The sequence below is a fragment of the Paenibacillus agaridevorans genome, assembly GCF_003112455.1.
In the GTDB taxonomy this organism is placed as follows: domain Bacteria; phylum Bacillota; class Bacilli; order Paenibacillales; family Paenibacillaceae; genus Pristimantibacillus; species Pristimantibacillus agaridevorans.
The window spans coordinates 114,284-135,790 of the sequence record NZ_BDQX01000458.1 but is presented as its reverse complement, the minus strand read 5'-3'; the positions used below and the strand labels follow the sequence as shown (position 1 = coordinate 135,790).

26 protein-coding genes are annotated in these 21,507 nt (G+C 52.1%); 25 read left to right on the top strand and 1 reads right to left on the bottom strand.

Annotated features, from left to right (window positions below; translation table 11 throughout):
* Nucleotides 1-340 precede the first annotated feature (340 nt).
* From trpE to PAT3040_RS34160, 20 genes are all read left to right on the top strand, one after another.
* Nucleotides 341-1,924 carry an anthranilate synthase component I gene (gene trpE / locus PAT3040_RS34255; protein WP_108996171.1) on the top strand — a complete coding sequence of 528 codons (1,584 nt, stop codon included), beginning with the start codon at nt 341-343 and terminating at the stop codon, nt 1,922-1,924.
* A gap of 1 nt (nt 1,925) precedes the next feature.
* Complete coding sequence (gene trpD / locus PAT3040_RS34250) at nt 1,926-2,972, top strand: anthranilate phosphoribosyltransferase (protein WP_108996170.1); 1,047 nt, start codon at nt 1,926-1,928, stop codon at nt 2,970-2,972.
* On the top strand, nt 2,962-3,759 hold the full coding sequence (gene trpC / locus PAT3040_RS34245; protein WP_108996169.1) for an indole-3-glycerol phosphate synthase TrpC: 798 nt from the start codon (nt 2,962-2,964) through the stop codon (nt 3,757-3,759). Before trpD ends, trpC begins: the two co-directional genes overlap by 11 nt.
* Nucleotides 3,756-4,457 carry a phosphoribosylanthranilate isomerase gene (locus tag PAT3040_RS34240; RefSeq protein ID WP_108996168.1) on the top strand — a complete coding sequence of 234 codons (702 nt, stop codon included), beginning with the start codon at nt 3,756-3,758 and terminating at the stop codon, nt 4,455-4,457. The genes trpC and PAT3040_RS34240 overlap by 4 nt, the downstream gene beginning before the upstream one ends.
* The gene (trpB, locus tag PAT3040_RS34235) at nt 4,454-5,659 is read left to right on the top strand and encodes a tryptophan synthase subunit beta (protein ID WP_181377013.1); all 1,206 of its coding nucleotides are present in this window, start codon (nt 4,454-4,456) and stop codon (nt 5,657-5,659) included. The genes PAT3040_RS34240 and trpB overlap by 4 nt, the downstream gene beginning before the upstream one ends.
* Complete coding sequence (gene trpA / locus PAT3040_RS34230; RefSeq protein WP_108996166.1) at nt 5,646-6,452, top strand: tryptophan synthase subunit alpha; 807 nt, start codon at nt 5,646-5,648, stop codon at nt 6,450-6,452. Before trpB ends, trpA begins: the two co-directional genes overlap by 14 nt.
* A 183-nt stretch (nt 6,453-6,635) precedes the next feature.
* Nucleotides 6,636-7,727 (top strand): histidinol-phosphate transaminase, encoded by a 1,092-nt coding sequence (hisC, locus tag PAT3040_RS34225; RefSeq protein WP_087566987.1) that lies wholly within the window; start codon nt 6,636-6,638, stop codon nt 7,725-7,727.
* A gap of 10 nt (nt 7,728-7,737) precedes the next feature.
* Nucleotides 7,738-8,829 carry a prephenate dehydrogenase gene (locus PAT3040_RS34220; protein WP_108996165.1) on the top strand — a complete coding sequence of 364 codons (1,092 nt, stop codon included), beginning with the start codon at nt 7,738-7,740 and terminating at the stop codon, nt 8,827-8,829.
* Between the two features lie 470 nt (nt 8,830-9,299).
* Entirely contained in the window at nt 9,300-9,896 is a 597-nt protein-coding gene (locus PAT3040_RS34215) for an RNA polymerase sigma factor (protein WP_087566985.1), read from the top strand.
* Nucleotides 9,893-10,498 (top strand): anti-sigma factor family protein, encoded by a 606-nt coding sequence (locus PAT3040_RS34210; protein ID WP_108996164.1) that lies wholly within the window; start codon nt 9,893-9,895, stop codon nt 10,496-10,498. Before PAT3040_RS34215 ends, PAT3040_RS34210 begins: the two co-directional genes overlap by 4 nt.
* A 45-nt stretch (nt 10,499-10,543) precedes the next feature.
* Nucleotides 10,544-11,131: a histidine phosphatase family protein gene (locus PAT3040_RS34205; protein WP_108996163.1), complete on the top strand. Its 588-nt coding sequence runs from the start codon at nt 10,544-10,546 to the stop codon at nt 11,129-11,131.
* A 398-nt stretch (nt 11,132-11,529) separates the two neighbouring features.
* Nucleotides 11,530-12,687, top strand: coding sequence for a hypothetical protein (locus tag PAT3040_RS34200; RefSeq protein ID WP_108996162.1), 1,158 nt, complete (start codon nt 11,530-11,532; stop codon nt 12,685-12,687).
* Nucleotides 12,688-12,754: 67 nt separating this feature from the next.
* Complete coding sequence (locus tag PAT3040_RS34195) at nt 12,755-13,261, top strand: gamma carbonic anhydrase family protein (RefSeq protein ID WP_087566981.1); 507 nt, start codon at nt 12,755-12,757, stop codon at nt 13,259-13,261.
* Nucleotides 13,262-13,282: 21 nt separating this feature from the next.
* Nucleotides 13,283-13,465: an IDEAL domain-containing protein gene (locus tag PAT3040_RS34190; RefSeq protein WP_108996161.1), complete on the top strand. Its 183-nt coding sequence runs from the start codon at nt 13,283-13,285 to the stop codon at nt 13,463-13,465.
* 112 nt (nt 13,466-13,577) lie between these two features.
* Nucleotides 13,578-14,003, top strand: coding sequence for a DUF2487 family protein (locus PAT3040_RS34185; RefSeq protein ID WP_108996160.1), 426 nt, complete (start codon nt 13,578-13,580; stop codon nt 14,001-14,003).
* Nucleotides 14,004-14,242: 239 nt separating this feature from the next.
* Nucleotides 14,243-14,773 (top strand): Rieske (2Fe-2S) protein, encoded by a 531-nt coding sequence (locus tag PAT3040_RS34180; RefSeq protein ID WP_087566979.1) that lies wholly within the window; start codon nt 14,243-14,245, stop codon nt 14,771-14,773.
* Nucleotides 14,774-14,789: 16 nt separating this feature from the next.
* The gene (qcrB, locus tag PAT3040_RS34175) at nt 14,790-15,461 is read left to right on the top strand and encodes a menaquinol-cytochrome c reductase cytochrome b subunit (RefSeq protein ID WP_087566978.1); all 672 of its coding nucleotides are present in this window, start codon (nt 14,790-14,792) and stop codon (nt 15,459-15,461) included.
* 18 nt (nt 15,462-15,479) lie between these two features.
* A complete protein-coding gene (locus tag PAT3040_RS34170; protein ID WP_108996159.1) occupies nt 15,480-16,328 on the top strand; it encodes a menaquinol-cytochrome c reductase cytochrome b/c subunit in 849 nt (282 codons plus the stop codon).
* Between the two features lie 61 nt (nt 16,329-16,389).
* The gene (locus PAT3040_RS34165; protein ID WP_108996158.1) at nt 16,390-17,019 is read left to right on the top strand and encodes a DUF1405 domain-containing protein; all 630 of its coding nucleotides are present in this window, start codon (nt 16,390-16,392) and stop codon (nt 17,017-17,019) included.
* A 58-nt stretch (nt 17,020-17,077) separates the two neighbouring features.
* The gene (locus PAT3040_RS34160; RefSeq protein ID WP_181377012.1) at nt 17,078-17,965 is read left to right on the top strand and encodes a sporulation protein YpjB; all 888 of its coding nucleotides are present in this window, start codon (nt 17,078-17,080) and stop codon (nt 17,963-17,965) included.
* A 23-nt stretch (nt 17,966-17,988) separates the two neighbouring features.
* Here the strand turns inward: PAT3040_RS34160 and PAT3040_RS34155 are convergent, their stop codons facing one another.
* The gene (locus PAT3040_RS34155; RefSeq protein ID WP_108996156.1) at nt 17,989-18,849 is read right to left on the bottom strand and encodes a YitT family protein; all 861 of its coding nucleotides are present in this window, start codon (nt 18,847-18,849) and stop codon (nt 17,989-17,991) included.
* 305 nt (nt 18,850-19,154) lie between these two features.
* Here PAT3040_RS34155 and PAT3040_RS34150 point away from each other — a divergent pair, with 305 nt between their 5' ends.
* The 5 genes from PAT3040_RS34150 to PAT3040_RS39395 all read left to right on the top strand — a co-directional run.
* Nucleotides 19,155-19,478, top strand: a complete 324-nt coding sequence (locus PAT3040_RS34150) for a nucleotide pyrophosphohydrolase (RefSeq protein WP_087566973.1) — start codon at nt 19,155-19,157, stop codon at nt 19,476-19,478.
* Nucleotides 19,479-19,547: 69 nt separating this feature from the next.
* Nucleotides 19,548-20,063, top strand: a complete 516-nt coding sequence (locus PAT3040_RS34145; RefSeq protein WP_108996155.1) for a tetratricopeptide repeat protein — start codon at nt 19,548-19,550, stop codon at nt 20,061-20,063.
* Nucleotides 20,064-20,073: 10 nt separating this feature from the next.
* A complete protein-coding gene (gene dapB / locus PAT3040_RS34140) occupies nt 20,074-20,880 on the top strand; it encodes a 4-hydroxy-tetrahydrodipicolinate reductase (protein ID WP_108996409.1) in 807 nt (268 codons plus the stop codon).
* 72 nt (nt 20,881-20,952) lie between these two features.
* A complete protein-coding gene (gene mgsA / locus PAT3040_RS34135) occupies nt 20,953-21,375 on the top strand; it encodes a methylglyoxal synthase (protein ID WP_087566970.1) in 423 nt (140 codons plus the stop codon).
* Nucleotides 21,375-21,507 (top strand): PIG-L family deacetylase (locus PAT3040_RS39395; protein WP_258235325.1); only part of this gene is annotated, 133 nt, incomplete at its 3' end. The genes mgsA and PAT3040_RS39395, both read left to right, overlap by 1 nt.

The window sequence follows — 21,507 nt, the reverse complement described above, 5'->3', positions numbered from 1 at the left end:
TACGCGACATGTTATATATTAGAATCCATAGATGAGTATTGAGAAGCAGTTAGTTAGCCTAGATGAGACGAGTAGAGTAGAGCTTAGCAGAGCTTAGCAGAGTCATATTATCATATACGATCACTGGTCATAGCCGGTGCCCGGAGGGGCATGGTATGCCTGTCGCTTTCATTGCGCAACTACGGCAATGGTTGCTTTTAATGTTGATCGTATGGATATGGTCTGGCTTTCCGATCTCTTCGTTATCATTACATTAGGCGCTCCTGCTTCCGGCAGGAGCTTTTTTATATGTTAAGAAAGTTCTGCGAGAGCAGCTAATTATAGACGGAGGTCGATCGCCATGACGAATGAATTGAACAAAGTGATCCAGTTGGCCGGTACTTATAATCTGATTCCCCTCGTTCGATATGTACTTGCGGACACAGAAACGCCGATCCGCCTGTTCCAGCATTTCGCGAAGGAGGAGCACGCATTTCTGCTGGAGAGCGTGGAGGGCGGGGCCAAATGGGCGCGATACTCGTTCATCGGCACCGATCCCTTCCTAAAGCTGTACGGCAAGAACGGCGAAATGGTGCTGGAGCACGACGGCAGAAGCACCGTGCTTAAGGAGAAGCCGATCGAGCTGCTCAAGGCGAAACTTCGTTCCTTCCGCAGCCCGTCGCTGCCCGAGCTTCCCCCGTTCACAGGCGGCGCGATCGGATTTTTCGGCTACGATCTGCTTCAATATTACGAGAAGCTGCCGCCGCATTCGGTCGACGATCTGCAGATGAACGATATGCAGTTCATGTTCTGCGATCAGGTCGTCGTATTCGATCACTTGAAGCAGCAGCTGCAGATGGTGGGCAACGTTCATATTCCGGAAGGAGCGACGGATAAGGAGATCGCATCGGCATACGAGCAGGCGAGCCAGAAGCTTGACGCGCTGGTTGCCAGGCTGCAGCAACCGCCGGCCATCGGATTTATGGCCCCCGCAGCAGCATACCCGTTGGATCCCGACCTGGGAGACGTTCAGTCGAATCTGACGAAGGAACAATTCATCGGCAATGTGGAGCAGGCGAAAGAATATATCCGTGCCGGCGATATTTTCCAGGTGGTATTGTCACAGCGATTCAGCATCGAGACGGATGTCGATCCCCTGCATGTGTATCGTGTACTTCGTACGATGAATCCGTCTCCATATATGTATTATTTAAAGATGGGCGATGAGGTCATTGTCGGCACTTCGCCTGAAGCGCTGGTGAAAGTGTCCGGCGGCCGCGTGGAGACAAGACCTATTGCCGGTACGCGCCCTCGCGGAGTTACGCCGGAGGAGGATCTGGCGCTAGAGGCCGAGCTGCTTGCCGACGAGAAGGAAAGAGCCGAGCATCTGATGCTGGTGGATCTGGGGCGCAACGATATTGGGCGCGTATCGGAGTTCGGCAGCGTCCGCTGCGATTCCTTTATGGAGATCGAACGTTACTCCCACGTCATGCACATCGTGTCCAACGTATCCGGCAAGCTGCATCCGGACAAAGACTTCTTTGATGCCTTTATCTCTTGCTTGCCGGCGGGCACCGTATCGGGCGCTCCCAAGCTGCGCGCCATGGAGATCATCGCGGAGCTTGAGAACGAAGCCCGCGGCGCCTATGCCGGAGCGATCGGATATCTGGGTTTTGGCGGCACGATGGACACCTGCATTACCATTCGCACCATTATTTTCAAGCATGGCAAAGCATATGTTCAGAGCGGAGCAGGCATCGTTTGGGATTCCGTTCCGGAGAGTGAATATATGGAGACCATCAACAAAGCCAAAGGAATGCTTAAAGCCATTCGCGCAGCGGAAGCCAGCTTCGGCCAATCGCCTAAGCCATTACCCAAGCAAGAGCAATCCGGCGCGCGCGTGAATTCGGATTACGAGATTGCATCGAGAGAGGGGCGGGGTTAGGATGGAGACTAAGGTTTTTACGATCCAGGAAGCGCTGGCCAAAGTCGTGGGAAACCAGCATCTGACGCGTTCGGAAGCCTCGCAGGTCATGGGAACGATTATGCAGGGAGAAGCGACGCCGGCCCAGATCGGCGCCATTGCTACCGCGCTGCGCATGAAAGGCGAGACGAAGGACGAAATTACAGGCTTCGCCGAAACAATGCGCAGCCATGGCAACCATGTGCAAGCCGGCTCTGGCGAACTGCTGGATACATGCGGTACGGGAGGCTCCGGCATTCATAAGTTCAACATTTCGACGGCCTCCTCGATTATTGCAGCGGCAGCCGGCATACGCGTGGCGAAGCACGGCAACCGGGCCATGTCCGGCAAGACCGGCAGCGCCGATGTATTGGAGGCTCTCGGCGTTCAGATCAGCTTGACGCCCGAACAGGCATCCGCGTGTCTGCATGATATCGGCATCTGCTTTATGTTCGCCCAGCTGTATCATCCGTCGCTCCGGCATGCCGCCGCGCCGCGCCGCGAATTAGGCATTCGCACGATCTTTAATATGCTGGGGCCGCTGACGAATCCGGCAGGCGCGGATCGGCAGTTGTTGGGCTTGTACGATCGAACCCGAACCGAAACGATTGCGGAAGTGCTGGGAGAGCTAGGTCTGTCGCGAGCGCTGGTCGTCAGCAGTCACGATGGACTGGACGAGATCAGCATCTCCGCTCCAACGCAAATATCGGAGCTGCGAGACGGCGTTGTCAGGACATTTGATCTTACGCCCGAAGAACTCGGCTTGCGCCGTCATCCCATCGGCGAAGTTAAGGGCGGAGAGCCAGCCGTCAACGCCGGCATTATTCGTTCCATCTTCGACGGGAAAGAACGCGGAGCTTATCGCGATATCGTATTGGCCAATGCAGGAGCTTGCATCTACGTAGGCGGCCTCGCCTCTACGCTTGCTGATGGCGTGGAGCTTGCAGCAGCGGTGATCGACCAGGGCAGGGCGATGGCCAAGCTGCAAGAGCTTATTCAAACGACAGGAGAGTTGACACATGTTTCTTGAGCGAATCGTAACAACCAAACGCGCCGAGGTAGAAGAACTGGCGGGCCGATTCTGGTTATCCGATATTGAAAGACGTATTGCCGAAATGGAAGCTTGCCGCGGCTTTGAGCAAGCGCTTAGACCCGATGGCCGCCACAGAAACATGGGACTTATCGCCGAGGTCAAAAAGGCATCGCCGTCCAAGGGATTGATTCGGGAGGACTTCGAGCCGGCCGGTCTGGCACGGGCTTACGAAGAAGCAGGAACCGACTGCATCTCCGTTTTGACGGATCGCGATTACTTTCAAGGTCATAACGATTTCTTGACGCTTGTCAAACAAACGGTCAATGTTCCTTTGCTGCGCAAGGATTTTATTATCGACTATCGACAAATTTACGAGGCGCGTCTCATCGGCGCGGATGCCATTTTGTTGATCGCAGCCATTTTGACGACGGAGCAATTGTCGGAGTTCTACGAGCTGGCACGGGCGTTAGGAATGGATGTGCTGGTCGAGGTCCACGACGAGGAGGAATTGGATCGGGTTCTGTCGCTGGAAAAAGCGACACTGATCGGCATTAACAACCGCAATCTTAAAACATTCGTAACGGATCTTGGGACAACGGAGCGATTGATCGGCATGATGCCTGCCGGAGTAACGATCATTAGCGAAAGCGGCATTGCAGGCCCGGCTGATATGGCCTATCTCCAGTCCGTGGGAGCGCATGGCGTATTGATTGGCGAACATTTTATGCGTCAGAGCAGCGTGCGCGGCGCGGTTGAGGATTTGATGGGGCCGGTGCGGGGATGACGGATTCTCCAACACGGATCAAAATATGCGGATTAAGGGATGTGCCAACCATCGAGTCGATGGACGGCCTTCCCTTCCACGAGATGGGCTTTGTATTTGCGCCAAGCAAGCGGCAAGTGTCAATCGACGAGGCTCCTGCGTTGCTTGCTGCTGCGGGACGTATTGGGGCTGCGGAAGGCAAGCCGCCGGTAACGGTAGGCGTATTTGTCAATATGCCGCTTGCCGAGATGCACGAACTGCTGGCGGCAGCGCCTCTGCAAGTCGTCCAACTGCATGGCTCCGAGAGTCCGGACTATTGCCGGGCGCTGAAGAACAAACATCCTGACATCGGAATTTGGCGGGTGTTCTCCGTTGGCAAAAGCGATGGTCAGGTAAGAGAACAACACGCTTCGTTGCGGGAATACGCCGTTAGCCAACTGGAGGAATATCGTGGCTTGCTTAATGCTGTGCTGATCGACGCACCGGGAGGCGGTACCGGGCAGCCGTTCGATTGGCAGGCCATCGACGCCTACAAACAAGCGGCTGCGCGTTTCGATCTGCCCTTGTACGTGGCGGGCGGCTTGCGCGAAGAGAATGTCGGAGAGCTCGTCCGCGGCTATTCGCCGGGCGGCGTTGACGTTTCGAGCGGCGTAGAAAGCGATGGACGGAAGGATATAACCAAAATAAGAGCATTCGTGAGAAAGGTGATTGAATCATGACACAGATTCCAGATGCAAGCGGCAGATTCGGCAAGTTCGGCGGCCGATATGTGCCAGAGACGTTGATGAACGCCCTGCTTGAGCTTGAAGAGGCTTATACCCATTATTCCAAGGACCCTGAATTTCAACGCGAGGTTCGCGAGTTGCTGCACCGTTATTCCGGCCGCCCTACTTCGCTTTATTACGCAAAACGGCTGACCGAGCTGCTTGGCGGGGCCAAGGTGTACTTGAAGCGGGAGGACTTGAACCATACGGGCGCCCACAAAATCAACAACACGATCGGCCAGGGCGTTCTTGCCAAGCGAATGGGCAAAACGAAAATTATCGCGGAAACAGGCGCGGGCCAGCACGGAGTAGCTTCGGCTACGATCGCGGCTCTGCTTGGACTGGAATGCAAGGTGTTTATGGGCGAAGAGGATATGAAGCGCCAGCAGCTTAACGTTTTCCGGATGAATCTGCTGGGCTCCGAGGTCGTACCGGTCACTTCCGGCACAAAGACGCTTAAGGATGCCTGCAACGAGACGCTGCGCTACTGGGTCAGCCATGTCGACGATACGTACTACATTTTAGGCTCGGCTACAGGCCCGCATCCGTATCCCATGATGGTTCGCGACTTCCAGCGGATTATTGGCGACGAGTCCCGCGAGCAGATCCTTGGTCTCGAAGGCCGTCTTCCGGATTACGTCGTTGCTGCCGTCGGCGGCGGAAGCAATGCCATGGGCATCTTCTATCCGTTCGTTAATGACGACGGCGTTCGTCTGCTCGGCGTGGAGGCTGCGGGACGCGGCGTTGATACAGATGAGCATGCCGCAACCATGACGAAGGGCCGCCACGGCGTATTCCAGGGCTCCTTAAGCTATGTCCTGCAGGATGATCATGGCCAGGTCCTTCCGGCTCATTCTATTTCCGCCGGCTTGGATTATCCCGGAATCGGACCGGAGCACGCTTATCTAAAGGACTCGGGCCGTGCCGAATATGTACCGATCACGGATGCGGAAGCGCTGGACGCGCTGCAGCTGCTGTCTCGCACGGAAGGCATCATTCCGGCGCTGGAATCGGCGCATGCCATCGCGCAGACGTTAAAGCTGGCTCCAACGCTGGATAAGGACAAAGTAATCGTGGTCTGCTTATCGGGCCGCGGCGACAAAGATGTCGAAGCGATTATGGGATATTTGGGAGGCAACGACGATGAATCTCATTGATGCGAAATTTGCAAGCTTGAAGCGCGAGGGTCGATCGGCGCTTATGCCTTTCATTACGGTCGGGGATCCCGATCTGGATACGACGCTTGAGCTTATTAAGGAGATGGAGCGTTCGGGAGCGGACATGATCGAGCTTGGGGTGCCGTATTCCGATCCGCTTGCGGACGGTCCGGTTATACAACGAGCATCCGAGCGGGCGCTTAAAGGAACGGTGACGCTGGCGGATTGTATCGGCATTGCAGAGCGCGCGCGCGAAGCCGGCGTACAAATACCTCTCATTCTGTTTACTTACTTTAATCCTGTGCTTCAATACGGTCTGGATGCATTCTTCGAGCTTGTCGTCGCGAAAGGAATCAGCGGGCTTATTATTCCCGATCTGCCAATCGAAGAGGATCAAGAGGTGCGCGAGCTGGCCGAAGGGGCGAATATCCATTTGATCCCGCTGGTAGCGCCAACTTCGCAGGACCGCGTGAAACGGATTGCAAGCAAGGCGAGAGGTTTCGTCTATTGCGTATCCTCGTTGGGCGTAACGGGCGTCCGCGCGGATTTCCACAGCGGCATTGAACAATTCCTTGCTACGGTCCGGGAAGCAACCGATCAGCCGATCTGCATCGGGTTCGGTATTTCCAACCGCGAGCAGGTTGCGCGGTTCGAGCGGATCTGCGACGGCGTTGTGGTTGGCAGCGCAATCGTCAGGCAGATTGAGGAGCAGCTGCCGCTGCTGCAAAACTCAGATACAAGGGAGCAAGGGCTGCGTCTGGTCGGTCAATTCGTTGCTTCACTGAAAGGCTGACAGCAATAGATTTTGTTTTATGCTCTCGTGGCGCTAATCGGGAAGAAATTCCCGAGCAGCGCCATTTTTTTGTTTTAACCATACTACTTTTTGAACAACCTCTTTAAATCGATAAAGAGATATGAGACAATACAAACTAGCAATTATACAGCTGATATCCAAATTGAAGGGGTGAATGACGAAATGCAGCCCAAAAGCAATATCGTCCATCTTCCCGTGTATCAACCGGGGAAACCGATTGAAGACGTGAAGAGAGAATTAGGTTTAAGCGAAGTGATCAAGCTTGCCTCCAATGAAAATCCGAATGGCTGCTCCGAGAAAGCCAAAGCGGCAATTATCGAGAGCGTGTCGAATACGCATATATATCCAGACGGAGCCAGTGTCGAGCTGACGGCTGTATTAGCCGAGAGACTTGGCGTACAGCCGAATCAGATCATCTTCGGAGCGGGATCCAGCGATATTATTTTAATGACCGCACGTGCCTTCCTGGCGCCGGGCGACGAGACGATAATGGCCGACGAAACTTTCTCTCAGTACAAACATAATGCCGAGGTAGAGAATGCGCGCATCGTTGAAGTGCCGCTCAGAGATGGCCGTCATGACTTGCCGGCGATGCTGGCGAAGGTTACGCCGCGCACGAAAGTGTTGTGGGTCTGCAATCCCAACAATCCGACGGGGACGATCGTCTCCCACGAAGAGCTGTCCGCTTTCTTGAAGTCGGTGCCGACGCATGTATTGGTCGTGCTTGACGAAGCATACGGAGAATTTGTAAATGACGAATCGTATAGCAACGGCGTGTCGCTGCTAAATGAACATCATAATCTTCTCGTGCTGCGTACCTTCTCCAAAATATACGGTCTCGCGTCGCTTCGTATCGGCTACGGTGTCGGCCATCCTGACGTCGTTCGCTTTATTAATCAAGTACGCGAACCGTTTAATACAAGCCGCGCCGCGCAAGCTGCAGCAAAGGCATCTCTCGAGGATGACGGCTTCCTGCAAACTTGCCGCGAGAACAACCTGGCAGGCATTCGCTACTTGCAGGCGCAATTCGACGAGATGGGACTTGTTCATTTTCCTGCATTTGGCAACTTTATCATGGTTGATGTGAAACGTCCTTCATCGGAAGTATTCGATGCGCTGCTGCGCCGCGGCATCATCGTTAGAGCACGCTGGACCTACTACCCGAACCATATCCGGGTAAGCGTAGGTACGCAGGCGGAGAACGAGAAGTTTATCTCGGCTCTGGGGCAAGTCTTGCAGGAAGTGACGGTGTAGACCAATCAGGATGATAACTGTTTCTATATTCGGCGTCGGACTTATCGGAGGCTCCATCGCGTTATGCCTTAAGGGAAAGCCGGGCATAAAAGTGATCGGCTTCTCCAATCGTCCGGCTTCGGTCGAAAAATATCTGCAGCGAGGCGTTGTAGACGAAGGCACGACCTCTGTGCAAGAGGCTGCAGAAGCTGCGGACTTTATTTTCTTGTGCGTGCCGGTCGGCATGATGCAGGAGTATCTGGATCAGATCAACACGTTCAATCTCAAAAAGGGATGCATCGTTACGGATGTTGGCAGCACGAAGTCTTCTGTGACGACTTACGCGGAAACCCTCAAGTTAAGCAATGCCGTGTTCATCGGCGGCCATCCAATGGCCGGCTCAGAACGAACAGGCGTAGAGGCTGCCTCGTACCATCTCCTGGAGAATGCCTTCTACGTACTAACGCCTAGCGATTCTGCGACGCCAGAGTCGGTAGAGCGGCTCACGGAGCTGCTGTCGCACACAAGAGCGAATATTGTAAAAGTGGATGCCGAGTCCCATGATGATATTGTGGGCGCTATCAGCCATCTTCCTCATATCATCGCCGTAGCGCTTGTCAATCAAGTTCGAGGATATAATGAACACAACGGCTTATATGAATCGCTTGCGGCCGGCGGCTTCCGCGATATTACGCGGATAGCTTCCGGCGATCCAGCCCTGTGGCGAGACATTCTGATCGATAATCGGCAAGTGCTCTTGAAGCTGCTCCGCGACTGGAAGTCGGAGATGGAAGGTTTTGCGAAGATGCTGGAAGAGATGGACGGCGCCGGCATCGAACAATCGTTCCGTACGGCCGGCGACTTCCGCAGCCGAATGCCAGAGCGTCGGAAGGGCATGATACATTCCGTATATGATTGTTATGTCGACGTTCCCGATCATCCCGGCATCATCGGAAGAATCGCGACGGAGCTAGGAAACAATCGGATTAATCTCAGCAATCTTCAGATCATAGAGAGCAGGGAGGACGTGCCCGGCGTGCTCCGGCTGTCTTTCAGGACGCAGGATGATTTGGACGGGGCCATCGCGCTGCTGGATCGAACAGGTTACGCTGTTCATCAATAACGTTTTCCGGCTTGCAACGAGAATTCTCCGGCCTGCCCTTATGGGCAAGGCCGGGGATTTTTTTATGACATCAAATGAATCAAAATGCCATAAGATGCCGAAAGAAAAATGAAAGCGCTTATTGACAAACTGGAAGCGTATACATATAATAAAAGTACAGTATGGTTTCTCTCCACTCCTATCCAATACTTCAGCGTTCGGCATGGATGCTGGCCACTCCTCGGAGTGGTTTTTTTTTGCCGTTTTTTCGTTATCGGAACCCATTCGCTAGTTATTGGAACAAAAGGGGGATGAAGGATAAATATCCTTTTTGTCGAAAGAAGCAGGAATTTGATAATGGAACTCGAATATTTAATTACCGCGGACTCGATTCACAATTTCTGAAGTCGACCGCAACTTTTGGCTCCCGAACCAGTACAATGTTACAGGTGGTCCGGGAATAACCTGCAGGTGGAGGAGGTTCGCCTGTCATGACTGATTCCCAGCTTATACGTGAGATAAAGGATGGCAATGTCGACCTGTACTCCGAGCTAATGAGCCGGTATCAGCGTAAGATCATGGCCTTTATCTTCCATATGCTGAAGAGCTCGAAGCTGGAATTGCTTGCCGAGGATTTATGCTCAGAAACATTCTATAAAGCCTATCGGAGTTTGCATTCCTTCAGGGAGATGGACGCTTCCTTTTCGACATGGTTGTATACGATTGCGCGCAATACGGTGCTAAGCGAGTTGCGCAAAAGCAAGGCGGCTAACGTCTCGCTGGATGAAGCCGGCTTTGAGCCGCTGGCGTCGCCGGATTTGGCGCCCGAGCAGCAGCTGCTGCGCAACGAGCGAATGACCATGGTAAGGGATGCCATTAACAATCTGCCTGAGAAACAGCGCTCCGCGCTCATTCTGCGAGAATATGACCAACTCGATTACCAAGAGATCGCAAGCATTCTGGGACAATCGGTCAGCTCCGTCAAGTCGCTTCTGTTCCGTGCAAGAGCCAGCGTGAAGACGCAGCTCGAGCCGTATTTCGGAGGAATGACATCAATGGAGCCATTCGAGGGGATGAATATAAGATGAGATGTGCGGAAGTTCAGGATAAACTCCCGATGTACGGAGACATGTCCGAGGACGACGGGATTCGAATTGAGATGGAAGCGCACCTGCTGGACTGCCCGGATTGTTCGACGTTGTTCGGCTTATGGGAAGAAAGCGACAGTCTGATCCGGGAGTTATCGGAGCAGGAAGTCGTCATAGGACCTTCCGAGCATGTGACTCGTAACGTGATGGACCGCATTTATGCAGAGCAATCGTGGTTCATGCCGGTCCCGAGCAAAAGCTATCAATTTTCCAAGTCGTTCCGGCGCAACATGTCGATATTGATCGCGGCATGTATGGCGATGTTTGCCGTCGCTTTCTTTGTATTCGTATTCGATTACAGAGATGCGCCCACCCAGGCTCAAATGCAGGCGATGACCGGGCTTATTGATACGGCTAAAGCTTCGGGAGACGATGTGTTCGGCGCTACCGGCTTTTACGCGGAAGTACCGGTTGCCAGTATCAGCGATCCATTCGTCTTGCAGGTAGTGCCGACATTCCCGCAATATTACGTCGCGCTCTCGCTTCTGGGCCTGGTGATGGCGCTTCTCATTATGAACTGGCTGTCCCGTACGCGGCACTGATCGAACCTACGGCAAGACGCACGCAGACAGAAGGAGTGAAATCCATTGTTCATCGGATTGGTTAGGCATGGAGAAACAGATTGGAATGCCGCAGGCATACTGCAAGGCCAGACGGATATTCCGCTCAACGAGAGTGGTTTGAAGCAAGCTGCTGCTCTTGCGGAAAGACTGAGTACGGAGAAAAAAATCTGGGATGCCGTGTTGTCCAGCGACTTGGCCCGTGCCCGGAAAACCGCGGAAATAATTGCAGACCGGCTGCAAGTGCCGTTGCTCGCGCCGGATACAAGGCTGCGAGAACGTTATTTCGGTGAGGTTGAAGGAACGACAGAGCCGCAGCGAGTCGAAAAGTGGGGAGCAGACTGGCGAAGTCTGAAGTTAGGCGCGGAATCTGATGCGGAGATGCGGGCCAGAGGGATGAGCTTGATCACTGAGCTGGCGAGAGCGGAAGAGGCGAGCAACATTCTTATCGTATCGCACGGCAGCTTCATTGCCCATCTGCTGCAAGCGATGTGCTCCACGCTTCAAGATCAACGCCTCGGCAATTTGTCTTACTCGATCCTGTCGTTGAACGAAGAGAAGTGGGAGCCGGTCCTTCATAATTGTACGCAACACCTGGATACCGTGAAGCAATAAAAAGCCGCTATTCGTCCACATGGACGAATGAGCGGTTTTTTTGTTTGGAAATGATGTAACTCCAAGACTTGTGAACAATAGGTTGGAACGAGCAGCTGTAGGCGTTAAAAACGCCGATGGACCGGAAAGTAACTCTGATTAGCAGCCATGGACGTTAGTAACGCTTATGGTTTCGTCTGACTAACAGGCAGGATGAGCACCTGAACGCCCTAATGGGGCTCAAAACCTTTCGTTCGACACAATTGCCAGGTAGCGGCCAATCTGTTTTTGAAACAAGACCAAGGACTCTCTCTCCATATGAGGTATTAAAATTCGGAATTGTCCAATAATGGGAATAAAACCTTTGAGCGATCGCCATGAAAGATATTTCAACCGATCTGCGAAGAAAGGAGTAACCCATGAACCTATCGGATATGCTCGGATACGCGGATATCGGCCAGCTCAGTCGAATAGCGGATGTGTATAAATGCGAGTGCAACGGCAATTCCAAAAATGAGCTTATCCAGTCCATTCTGGCAAGAGTAAGCCGACATGACGTATTCGAGGAGCAGATCGACGTCATGAAGCTGGAGGAAATGCGATTTCTGAATTCGTTGTTGTTCGAAGCGCGCGAATCGTACAGTCTGGAGGATTTGATCGCGAGAGTACAGCAATCACGATTCGGCATCGAGCAGATTGCGGCTCCCGAGAAGACAACATCCAAAACAAAGCGCGGGAAAAAAAACGTGATGCCTGCTCCTCCGCCAAGTCCTAGAGACGTGATTGCGCGCTTCAAGCATCAGGGTTGGTTATTCAATGGCTTCAGCGGCCCCAATCGTTACTTGTTTCAAGTGCCGCGCGATTTGAAGACGAGATTTAAGGAGACGCTTCAACGCCGATTCGCGAAGGAGCTCGTCTATACGGATGATCCGCCGATGTACAGAGACGAGCAGGACCTCATGACAGAAGATATCAAGCATCTGCTGCACTACGTGCACCATAATGAAATTCAGCTGACAGCAGATGGGTCGATGTACAAGCGGTTTTTGCTGCAGCTTCTGGACCGAATGAGCGTACGGGAGGAACTGCCTGGCAAAGGAGCATGGCGCTTCGGGTATGGCCGCCACTTTAATGTGTATCCAGATCGTTTCTCGCTACTGTACGATTTCTGTGCCAGCAACGGCTATCTCAGCGAAAAAAACGAATGCCTTTCCGTCACCGACAAAGGACTTGAGCGTCTAAAGGGAGTGCCGCCCGAGGAGCGTGAGGCACTATACGCTTATTGGCTCCGTCTGTACAAGGGGCCCGTAGCGAACTTGCTGTCGCTCGTTCACTGGATAGGTGCGCTCGCTGGAGAATGGGTCAGCGCAGATTCGATCAAAAAGGTGCTGCTACCTTTCGTAAAACCTTATTATTACGATGATGCCGACGCGATTATGGAGCGAAGGATCATGACGGTTATGATGCATCTGGGGTTGCTGAGACTTGGAGAGCATCCCGTGTACGGCACGGTTGTAAGGATGACGAAAGCAGGAGAAGCAATCGTCTCGGGAAAGGGATTGAAGCTGGCCCATTGACTTTGACTTAGCCAATTGGTAAAATCTCTCCCACCAATAGAGGTAGAGAAGGGAGAGTATATACAATATGTTCATACCTTACAAGGGAATCGTTCCGGCGTTTGAAAAAGACTGCTATGTGGCAGAGGGAGCGCGGATCATTGGCGACGTATCCATGGGAGCTTTCGGCACCGTATGGTTCAATGCTGTTCTAAGGGGCGATCTGGCGCCAATCCGCATCGGTGAGCGCTGCAATATACAGGATAACGTAGTAGGGCATGTCAATACAGATCAGCCGCTTATACTGGAAGATGAAGTGTCGGTCGGCCACAGCGCCATCATCCATGGATGCAAGGTGGGCAGAGGCACATTAATCGGAATGGGGGCAATCGTACTAAACGGCGCCGACATCGGTGAATATGCTTTAATAGGGGCCGGTTCGATTGTTACGGAGAACAAGAAGGTACCATCCTATACGCTTTCTCTCGGAACGCCTGCCAGAGTCGTAAGAGAATTGACAGATGACGATTTGCAGCGAATGAGAAGGACGATGGAAAGCTACGTAACGAAAGGAATCGAATATAGGATCTCATGAGCCGATGTGGAGGTGTATCCTATGGACAAAATGAAAGTAACGTACGAGGCGATGCTAGCTTTGACAGCAGAGATGGTGCTGGACGAAGCGGTGCTCAAATTTCAAACAAAGCAGTTGCACCACGCCATCGATAAGGCGCTTGCAGACGGCGACGAGGATACGTTCTACCGTCTAGTCAAGCAACTGAATGAGCTGAAACAATAGAGCAAAGAAGCTTCCCGACAGGTCGGAACATTCCGCACTGGCGCATGGAAGCTTTCTTTTGTAGAATAGTAAGGATAGGATGAGAGGAAATAAGAGAAACGGGGAAAACGGAATGAAATTCAGTGAAATCGAAAAGGAGCGGTGGGACGAGCTGTCGCCTTATCTAGACACCTGTCTGCTGCCCGTAACAGGCTTGACGGGCGGAGAGTCTCCCCACGAAGCTACTGAGAAGCTGGAGCAGCTCAGAGACGTGCTGGATCTTGTCGAGATCCCTTTCAAGGGCAGGGTCGTAACTTATCCGGCTTGTCATTATTTATCTGAAGCAGAGAGGGCAGGAACCTTCCTGGCAGGGTATGTGGATAAACTTAGGGACGCCGGATTTGTTTACATTATCATCGCAACCGCCAACCCGACATTGGACATGACCTTATCCGGCGCCGATCTCATTCTGCAGAAGGATGATAACGGCGAAGGACTCCAGCCTGCATTCGTGAGTTCACAAATTAGAGAGCTATGGAGTGGCGGATCTCCTTTATAATGCCATTGTTTCCGTATAATATAATCGAATTATGGGGAAAACAAATGCCATAGCAGGTCAAATGTGACAAATTGACAACAAATTATTGAACGCCATTTCCAGAATGACGCAAATATCGGGCCATATTCTTGACGCTCCCAAGCACCTAGGCTATTATAAGTAATGTCCTAGTTCGTCATGTGTTTTTGCCGTGCGGCAAGACGCGAGATATGGTTGGCAAAGGGGGGTTAGAACAGAAGATGAGTAATCATGAACAACACGAGACGTCGCATCGTCCCGTTCAGCGTAAAGAAATGTCCCGGCGTCAATTCCTGTCATACACGCTTGGCGGCACAACGGCTTTCATGATGGGCGGTGCCGTGCTGCCGATGGTTCGCTTTGCGGCAGATCCTCTTCTTAAGAAGAAGGGGGAAAGCGCGTACGTAAAGGTTGTCGAAGAAAGCAAGATTACGAACGAACCGCAAGAATTTAAATTTAAAATTCACCAGGTTGATGGATGGTACGAAAGTGAACCGGAGCTGGTAGCATGGATCTCCAAGAACCAGCAAGGAGAGGTATTCGCGTTGTCTCCGGTTTGTAAACATCTAGGCTGCACGATTGCCTGGAACACGAAGGGGAAAAACGAATACGATTGTCCATGTCACGATGCGCGTTATTCGAAGGACGGCAAGAACATTACCGTTGCGAATACGCCGCTCGACGAGTACGACGTCATGATCGATCAAGGCTTTATTTATCTGGGAGCCATCAAACCGAACACTAGAGTCTAAGGAGGGCGTATTTCAGATGTTTAAGAATGTATACAACTGGATCGACGAACGTCTTGACATTACGCCGCTTTGGAGAGACGTGGCGGACCATGAAGTGCCTGAACATGTTAACCCGGCGCATCACTTTTCTGCTTTCGTCTATTGCTTCGGTGGCTTGACGTTTTTTATCACGGTTATTCAGATCCTGTCGGGCATGTTCCTGACGATGTACTATGTGCCGGATATTATTAACGCCTACGCGAGCGTTGACTTCCTGCAGCACCAGGTCGCCTTCGGCCAAATTGTTCGGGGCATGCACCACTTTGGCGCAAGTCTGGTTATTGTAATGATGTTCCTACATACACTTCGCGTCTTCTTTACCGGCTCCTATAAGGCGCCGCGCGAGATGAACTGGGTAGTCGGAATGCTGATTTTCTTCATTATGCTGGGTCTGGGCTTTACGGGCTACCTGCTTCCATGGGATAACAAAGCTTACTACGCAACTAAAGTAGGGGTTGAAATCGCGGCATCCGTACCATACATCGGATCGTATATCGCCGACTTCCTGTACGGAGGCGACATCGTAGGCGCGCAGACGTTGACTCGTTTCTTCGCGATTCACGTATTCTTCCTGCCTGGCGCACTGATCGCCATGCTGGCGGCGCATTTCTTGATGATCCGGAAGCAAGGCATTTCAGGACCACTTTAAGCGAAGGAGGGCTATCTTATGGCGCACGGTCATAAATCGAACGAGAAAGTCGTTTTTGTCGGCGACTCTCGTGTCAAGAAGGGCGCAGGCATACAGACGCCTCCCGACTATACTTCGTTCCCTGGCAAGTCGGAAGCTTTCATCCCGAACTTCCTGCTTAAGGAATGGATGGTCGGCTGCGTAGTGCTTGTCGGATTCCTGGCATGGACGATCGCAGAGCCTGCTCCGCTGGGATATCCCGCGGATCCAACGAACACCGCGTTTATCCCGATGCCGGACTGGTACTTCTTGTTCCTGTATCAATTTCTGAAATATCCATATGTATCGCAAGATTATGTATTGCTCGGCACGATGGGCATCCCGGCGATTATGTTTGGAGCGTTGTTTCTGGCTCCGTTCCTGGATACGGGGAAGGAACGTCGATTCTACCGTCGTCCAATCGCATCGTCTCTTATGATTCTGTCTTTGGCAGCATGCACATACTTGACGGTCGTATCTTGGGACCACTACCAGCATATGCTGGATCAGAACGGTCAAACACCGGAACATCACGTTCGCGCGGAAAAAGCGAAGGAAGCGATCGAACGCGGCGAACCAAGACCTAATCCGCTTAAGAAAGCTGCAGCCTTTATCGAACCCGATGATCCTGCAGTAGCGATTATTCAAGCGCAATGCATCGGCTGTCACGCAGCTGATCTTAATGGCGGTGCAGGACCTGCATTGCTCGGTATCGGTAATCGCCTAAGTCAGGAAGAGATTGCGGACACGATTACGAACGGTCGTAATCAGATGCCTGCTTACGATGGTCAACTGTCTACTGAAGAAATTGACTCGATTGCGGCATGGCTGTCCAAACAGACTCAATAATTAATCGTCAAGAACCTGATCGGTAATATACGGTCAGGTTCTTTTTGAAAGGAAGAACGTTATGGGGATCTCCTTCTTCTGGAGTAAAGGTTTTCTGCTCAATCGATCATTTCTGTGGCTGTTGTTTATTTGCAACTTGCTCGGTACGATATACGGGTACATTTGGTATGACAGCCAATTGCAGTGGACAGCTGTCAACAAGCCGCTGTGGACGCTGCCGTTTGTACCAGATTCTCCGACAGCAAGTTTATTCTTTACTATGTCACTATTATATCTGCTATTCCCCATTACGAAACCTACCCGCATCGCCAATATGGCAAGGGTCATTGTCGAAGCGCTGGCTGTCGTCACATCCGTCAAATACGGGATTTGGGCGGTCTCGATGATCATAGCCGGGGCAGCGCAAGGAGACGTGTTAAATTGGACCCATTACATGCTGATCGTCTCTCATCTTGCGATGGCTGTCGAAGCGCTGCTATATGTCAGGTTTATGAAAACCGGTACGGCGGCGTTTGCTGTGGCGTTAGGTTGGTTGCTGATTAACGACACCGTGGATTACACGCTTAACGTCAATCCGTGGCTGCCTGACGAGCTCGAAGACGATCGAGCCGCCGTCGAGCTGTTTACGTATGGGCTTTCGCTGGCGAGTTTTGCCGCGGCCTGGTTAGCGGGCCGATTCCGCAAATCCTGATCCCTCTGTCATAAGCTTGGACAACTCCTCATAGTATGGTCTATGGGGGGAGATGTTCGTGAGAATACGAGTTGCAGTTCCATTTATCATATGTATCTTCATGACAATCGGATCGGCGAGCGTCGTCTGGGGAGGAGCGGGAGCGACTTCTCAGGCATTGTCTTTGTTTTCAGGGAAGCCTTACGATTCGTTATATCGGATGGACGAGATAGGGATTGCGTTGTATAATGCCGCCATAAATAATAATCGTCAGTCTGCTTATATGCAAGTGCAAAAGCTGCAGAAGGGAATGAGCAATAAGCTGTTGCTTTCCTATGGTTATGCAGAGGGCTGGGATGCAGTTGCAGCCGATCTGGCCGCCATTGAAACAGCGCTTTCGAGGAGCGCGCCAGGCAACGAATGGCGGGAGCTTGCCGTCAAAGTCCGATTGTCGCTGGATGCCGTCGTCAGCGGCAATGGCTCCTTGTGGCTGCAATACGATTATTTGCTGCGAGAGGATGTCGCCTTGATTGGACAAGCCTTAAAGAGAAGCACGAACGATACGAAGGCGGCAGCTAATGCCGCAGGCGCGCTGCTTGAGACGATGCGGATGCATGTGTTTCGAATGGATGCGGCAGCTGCCATCAGCGGCCACGGCATGCGTACTCAGGAGCTGATCCAACAAATGGATTACGTGGACAAGAGGATAAATGCGCTTAAAACGGATAGGGGATCCAGCGCAGCGACGACTCTTAGAAACGCACTGCAATCGCTGGACGGGGTAGCTGCCGTGCTGGATAACATCTTCCGCAAAGAAACCGGCGACATGCCAGCCCTGGCGCCGGCTACTGCTGTATACCCCCTGCGTTGGGCTTTCTTTGTGGGGACGATGATATCGGCTGTTCTGACCTATGTGGGATGGAGAAAATACCGCCAGATGCCTTACGGAGTCAAATCAATAAAATAATCCTTAAAAGGGTAGTTCAATTGCTATTCTTCCTTAAAGCCTTCACCTAAAACGTCATGAACATCGGTAATAACGATAAACGCTCGGGGATCGATATTGCGTACAATGCTTTTGAGGCGACGGGTTTCGTACCGTCCCACGACGCAATAGACGATCTCTTTGCTTTGCCCGGAGAACGCGCCTTTAGCGGGCATCAGAGTAACCCCCCGCTCCAGTTCAACCGTGATTCGGTCGGCGATTGCCTTGCTATGATCCGAAATAATGGAGGCTGCTTTGGCGGAATAGGCGCCGTCCTGGATAAAATCGATGATCTTGGATGCGATGAATACAACAACTAACGTATACAATACCTTTTCTAACGATATGTAGATCATGGATACGCCGATTATAACCGCATCGAATACAAGGATGATCTGTCCCATGCTGAAGCCTCGTCTTGACAAAATTCTGGCAATAATGTCAATGCCGCCTGTCGTGCCGCCGAATCGGAAGACGATGCCAAGACCCGCTCCTAGGGTGGCTCCTGCATAGAGCGCAATAAGCATGTTGTCGTTGGAACTGTGAAACGGAATGATCCATTGGTTTCGGATAAATAGTTCGAACAACGCCAGGAACAACGACAGGGAGACGGTGCCGATAATCGTATAAAGCATCTGTCGCTTGCCGAGAGCCTTCCAGCCAAGCAGAAACAGCGGAATATTCAATACCAGCGTCGTAATGGAGAGAGGCCATCCCGCTGCATAATTCAACAGTACTCCAATACCGGTTACACCGCCTTCCATTAATGAATTGGGCAGCAGGAAATATTGAAGGCCGAATGCGTAGACGGCGGTACCGACGAGGATGGGCAATATGATTCTGGCTTGGGACATGATGCGGTTCATGGAACTGAAAACCCCCTTCGGTTTGTAAGCGGTTGTTGCTCTTAGTATGGCTTAGGGCGTGTCTGAAAACCCACTCTGGGGCATCTTTCACCGCCTTTCCGCCCCCTGCTTCGTCACTTTTGCTTGACGTACCCCCGGTACGCCTTTACAAAAGTTCCTTGCATGGAACGAAAATTCGGCAAAATCTGCTCCCCTCAGAGTATTCAGACACGCCCTAATTACAGCCTTGAAAAAACATTGATTTTCGCCTGAGCAATACGGTAACATAGAAAAGAATAGCGATTGTCAGGAAAGGAAGCGCAGTCATGAGTGAAAAGTCATTGGCGGATATTCAACGCGAAGTTGACGATTATATCTCGCAATTTAAGGAAGGATACTTCAGCCCGCTGTCATTAATGGCCCGTTTGTCGGAAGAAGTCGGGGAGCTGGCCAGGGAAATTAACCATAAATATGGCGAAAAACCTAAAAAAGCGGACGAAGCGGACAACAGTGTCGAGATGGAGCTTGGGGACATCCTGTTTATTTTATCATGTTTCGCGAATTCGCTCGACATCGATCTGACTGAAGCCCATAATAAAGTGATGCACAAGTTCAACACGCGTGATGCGAACCGCTGGACGAAGAAATAAAAACGAACTGTAAGCAAGCTCCCGACATATGCTGTACCATCAATCCTGTACAAGGAGGAAGGGACGGATATGGACGGGGAAAGCTGCATACGCAAGGCGTACGACTACATTCTTCACGGCGATTTCGAAAGCGCGATTCATTGGTTCGAGCTCGCGATCAAGGCGGAGCCGGACAATGCCGGCTATTATCATAAATGCGCGGTTTCCTGCGCCAGAAGCAATAAGTGGACCAAGGCAAAACATTACTCGGACACGGCTATCGCCCTTGAGCCGGACAACTCCGAATACATTTATTATTCGGAGTTGATTCGCTCCAAGCTGCTGCTTGAGGAAGTAGGCGTACTGCTCGCATCGGTACCGCCACGGCTTCTGGAAGCGGGAGATAAGCTTGCGGAAGTGATCTCGCTGGATCCGTTAAGCTTTGACGGTTTTTATACGCTAGCGATGGTGCGCTATACGGAAGGCGATTATGAGCGTGCCGGCAAGCTTGTCAAGGAAGCTTTGAAGCTGGACCCTCAGCATACAGCGGCACGACGGCTGTACGCCGACACGAGGCGGAAGATAAGGAAGAATAGCAAAGGATAGGGTGATCGTCATGTCAACTGAGCTTATTAAAGTAGCGGTAATCGGAGCAGCCGGCCGAATGGGGCGCGAGGTCGTAAAAATGGTGCTGGAGGATGAAACGCTTCAGCTTGTAGCTGCAGTCAGCCCTTCGTCAGGACCTGTTGATGCCGCCATTTTCGCGGGCAAGCCCAATTGCGGCGTAATCGTCAGCGCGACGCTGGACGAAGCGCTCAGTTCGGCCAAGGCCGATGTTCTCGTCGACTTTACAGTACCGCAGGCGGCCTATGGCAATACGAAGACCGCAATCGAATATGGTGTTCGTCCAATCATCGGAACGACGGGTTTTACGCCTGAACAAATTGTGGAGCTGGACGAGCTCTGCAAGTCGAAGGGAATCGGCGGACTGATCGCGCCGAACTTCTCGATTGGCGCCATTCTTATGATGAAATTCGCCGCGCAGGCCTCCAAATATATGCCTCATGTCGAAATTATCGAATATCATGGCGATCAAAAGCTGGATGCGCCTTCCGGCACGTCGATCAAAACCGCGGAGCTGATCTCGCAGGTTCGCGAAGAGCTTCGTCAAGGCAACCCAAAGGAAGAAGAGACAATTGAAGGATCACGGGGCGGCTATTATAATGGCTTCCGGATACATAGCGTCAGATTACCGGGGGTATTCGCTCAACAGGAAGTCATCTTCGGCGGCTACGGCCAAACACTCAAGATTCGCCATGATTCTTACGATCGTGCAGGTTATATGCCTGGCGTGAACGTGGCGGTCAAGAAGGTAATGACGTATGCCGGGCTCATCTACGGCTTCGAGCACATCATGGATTAACCTTATTTATCTAAACATCATGGATTCATAACGATTCTAACCTATCATTGTTCAGCTAGAGAGGGGTACGTCATGCTTAATATCGCCTTTATTGCCCACGACAGAAAGAAGGACGAGATCGTCAATTTCGTTACGGCATACGAACATGTTTTCGTTCCACACCAATTATATTCTACCGGCACGACGGGCGCCCGCATTATGGAGCAAACAGACTTGTCCATTCACCGGTTTATGTCGGGGCCATTGGGAGGAGATCAGCAGATAGGCGCTATGGTTGCGCAGAACGAGATGGATCTCATTATCTTCCTTCGCGACCCGTTGATGGCCCAGCCGCACGAGCCGGATATTATCGCATTGCTCCGTCTCTGCGACGTGCAGGGTATTCCGGTAGCCACAAATATCGCGACTGCCGAGGTGCTTGTTAAGGCCGTAGAACGCGGCGATTTTGCATGGCGAGAGCTTGTCCACAAATACAAGCCCGGAGTGGGCGAATAATGGAGTCCGTCGATATTCTCGTATTCGGCGCCCATGCCGACGATGCGGAGATCGGCATGGGCGGCACGATCGCGAAGCATGCAAAAGACGGCCGGCGCATCGTCATATGCGATCTGACACAAGCAGAGATGT

What these genes read in the sequence shown, in the direction of transcription:
- trpA (WP_108996166.1), top strand. Translation starts at nt 5,646, where the DNA reads ATGAATCTCATTGATGCGAAATTTGCAAGCTTGAAGCGCGAGGGTCGA.
- PAT3040_RS34200 (WP_108996162.1), top strand. Translation starts at nt 11,530, where the DNA reads ATGAACCTATCGGATATGCTCGGATACGCGGATATCGGCCAGCTCAGT.
- PAT3040_RS34150 (WP_087566973.1), top strand. Translation starts at nt 19,155, where the DNA reads ATGAGTGAAAAGTCATTGGCGGATATTCAACGCGAAGTTGACGATTAT.
- PAT3040_RS34195 (WP_087566981.1), top strand. Translation starts at nt 12,755, where the DNA reads ATGTTCATACCTTACAAGGGAATCGTTCCGGCGTTTGAAAAAGACTGC.
- trpB (WP_181377013.1), top strand. Translation starts at nt 4,454, where the DNA reads ATGACACAGATTCCAGATGCAAGCGGCAGATTCGGCAAGTTCGGCGGC.
- trpC (WP_108996169.1), top strand. Translation starts at nt 2,962, where the DNA reads ATGTTTCTTGAGCGAATCGTAACAACCAAACGCGCCGAGGTAGAAGAA.
- dapB (WP_108996409.1), top strand. Translation starts at nt 20,074, where the DNA reads ATGTCAACTGAGCTTATTAAAGTAGCGGTAATCGGAGCAGCCGGCCGA.
- PAT3040_RS34185 (WP_108996160.1), top strand. Translation starts at nt 13,578, where the DNA reads ATGAAATTCAGTGAAATCGAAAAGGAGCGGTGGGACGAGCTGTCGCCT.
- PAT3040_RS34220 (WP_108996165.1), top strand. Translation starts at nt 7,738, where the DNA reads ATGATAACTGTTTCTATATTCGGCGTCGGACTTATCGGAGGCTCCATC.
- trpD (WP_108996170.1), top strand. Translation starts at nt 1,926, where the DNA reads ATGGAGACTAAGGTTTTTACGATCCAGGAAGCGCTGGCCAAAGTCGTG.
- hisC (WP_087566987.1), top strand. Translation starts at nt 6,636, where the DNA reads ATGCAGCCCAAAAGCAATATCGTCCATCTTCCCGTGTATCAACCGGGG.
- qcrB (WP_087566978.1), top strand. Translation starts at nt 14,790, where the DNA reads ATGTTTAAGAATGTATACAACTGGATCGACGAACGTCTTGACATTACG.
- PAT3040_RS34240 (WP_108996168.1), top strand. Translation starts at nt 3,756, where the DNA reads ATGACGGATTCTCCAACACGGATCAAAATATGCGGATTAAGGGATGTG.
- trpE (WP_108996171.1), top strand. Translation starts at nt 341, where the DNA reads ATGACGAATGAATTGAACAAAGTGATCCAGTTGGCCGGTACTTATAAT.
- PAT3040_RS34215 (WP_087566985.1), top strand. Translation starts at nt 9,300, where the DNA reads ATGACTGATTCCCAGCTTATACGTGAGATAAAGGATGGCAATGTCGAC.
- PAT3040_RS34170 (WP_108996159.1), top strand. Translation starts at nt 15,480, where the DNA reads ATGGCGCACGGTCATAAATCGAACGAGAAAGTCGTTTTTGTCGGCGAC.
- PAT3040_RS34145 (WP_108996155.1), top strand. Translation starts at nt 19,548, where the DNA reads ATGGACGGGGAAAGCTGCATACGCAAGGCGTACGACTACATTCTTCAC.
- PAT3040_RS34155 (WP_108996156.1), bottom strand. Translation starts at nt 18,849, where the DNA reads ATGAACCGCATCATGTCCCAAGCCAGAATCATATTGCCCATCCTCGTC.
- PAT3040_RS34180 (WP_087566979.1), top strand. Translation starts at nt 14,243, where the DNA reads ATGAGTAATCATGAACAACACGAGACGTCGCATCGTCCCGTTCAGCGT.
- mgsA (WP_087566970.1), top strand. Translation starts at nt 20,953, where the DNA reads ATGCTTAATATCGCCTTTATTGCCCACGACAGAAAGAAGGACGAGATC.
- PAT3040_RS34190 (WP_108996161.1), top strand. Translation starts at nt 13,283, where the DNA reads ATGGACAAAATGAAAGTAACGTACGAGGCGATGCTAGCTTTGACAGCA.
- PAT3040_RS34210 (WP_108996164.1), top strand. Translation starts at nt 9,893, where the DNA reads ATGAGATGTGCGGAAGTTCAGGATAAACTCCCGATGTACGGAGACATG.
- PAT3040_RS34165 (WP_108996158.1), top strand. Translation starts at nt 16,390, where the DNA reads ATGGGGATCTCCTTCTTCTGGAGTAAAGGTTTTCTGCTCAATCGATCA.